Source organism: Mesorhizobium sp. M7A.F.Ca.CA.004.04.2.1, from assembly GCF_004022825.1.
GTDB lineage: Bacteria > Pseudomonadota > Alphaproteobacteria > Rhizobiales > Rhizobiaceae > Mesorhizobium.
In genome coordinates this window covers 1-1,434 of sequence record NZ_RZPH01001282.1, presented here as the reverse complement: position 1 = coordinate 1,434, position 1,434 = coordinate 1, and the positions used below count along the sequence as shown (strand labels likewise).

The following is a 1,434-nucleotide window of genomic DNA, read 5'->3' as shown; positions in this document are numbered from 1 at the left end:
AGATCATGCCTTCATAGTGGCTGTCGATGCCGTAGACTGGATCGGTGAACCAGATCGTCCCATCGGATTTGACCACCACATCGTTGGGCGAATTGAGCCGCTTGCCGTCGATGGTTTCGACAAGCGGCTGCCAGCGCCCATCATGTTCGAGCCGGGAGACGCGACGGCCGCGATGCTCGCAGGCGACGACGCGGCCTTGGCCATCGAGCGTGTGGCCGTTCTGGTTGTTGCAAGGGGTTTCGAAGACACTGACCGAACCGTCGCTTTCGTCGTAGCGCAGCAGCCTGTCGTTGGGGATGTCCGACCACAGCAAATGCTTTGCCGCGGGAACATAGACCGGCCCCTCGGCCCAGCGGCTGCCGGTCCACAGCCGTTCGAGCTTGGCATGCCCGATCGTCAGCTTTCGGAAGCGGTCGTCCAGAATCTCGTAGTCGCTCATTTCATGGATCCCGGGATGGTTCGGCTGGTCACTTCGAGGACTGCTCTGCGGTCTTGGTCCTGGCCCTGTGCGCCGCGCCGCGCTTGCGCTGGGCGTAGCCGGCAATACCGATGGCGACGAGCAGCGTCACGCCGTTGAACAGCGGTTCGACGAAGAAAGAGCCGCCGAACTGCTGGATGCCGGAAATGCCGACCGCCAGGATGACGACGCCCGTCATCGTGCCCCAGACATTGACGCGTCCAGGCTTGATGGTGGTCGAGCCGAGAAAGGCGCCGACCAGGGCCGGCAGAAGATATTCCAGCCCGACGCTGGCCTGGCCGATGCGCAGCTTGGAGGCGAGCAGGACGCCTGTCAGTGCCGTCAGGAAACCCGACGAAATGAAGGCGCCGATGACGAAGCGGCGCACCGGAATGCCGTTCAGCGCAGCAGCCTTCGGATTGGCGCCGATGGCATAGACGTAGCGGCCGATCGGCAGATATTCGAGGATGATCCACAGCGAGACGGCAATCGCCAAGACATAGAGGCCGGTGATCGGCAGGCCGAACACCATCGTGCCGTTGAGCGCATAGAAGCCGTCGGGCAACACGCCGACGACCTGCCGCCCGCCAGTGTGCCAGAGCGCCAGAGCGTAGAGCACGGTGCCGGTGCCGAGCGTGGCGATGAAGGAGTCGATGCGGGCGACTTCCACCAGCAGTCCGTTGAGGAAGCCGGTTGCAGCGCCGAGAAGCAGCACGACGATCACCGCCAGCGGCCACGGAACGCCGAACATGGTCTGCAGGCTGATGGCAAGGATGTGCCACAGCACGATGCCGTAGCCGACGGTGAGGTCGATGCGCCCGGACGCCATCGGAATCATCGCCGCGAGCGACAGCAGGGCGATGATCGCCTTGTCGGAGATGATCGAGCGCAAATTGAGCAGGGTCGGAAAGGTGTTCGGCAGCAGGATCGAAAACAACAGGATGAGCAGCGCCGTCAGGATCACCAGCCCGTAGACC

2 protein-coding genes are annotated in these 1,434 nt (G+C 63.4%); both read right to left on the bottom strand.

All coding sequences use genetic code 11. The annotated features are described in order from the left end of the window. Window positions 1–439: SMP-30/gluconolactonase/LRE family protein (locus EN893_RS33870; protein WP_164901375.1), on the bottom strand; the 439-nt coding region annotated here is incomplete at its 3' end. 28 nt (window positions 440–467) lie between these two features. Then, on the bottom strand, window positions 468–1,434 hold a 967-nt coding region (locus EN893_RS33865), incomplete at its 5' end, for an ABC transporter permease (protein ID WP_164901374.1).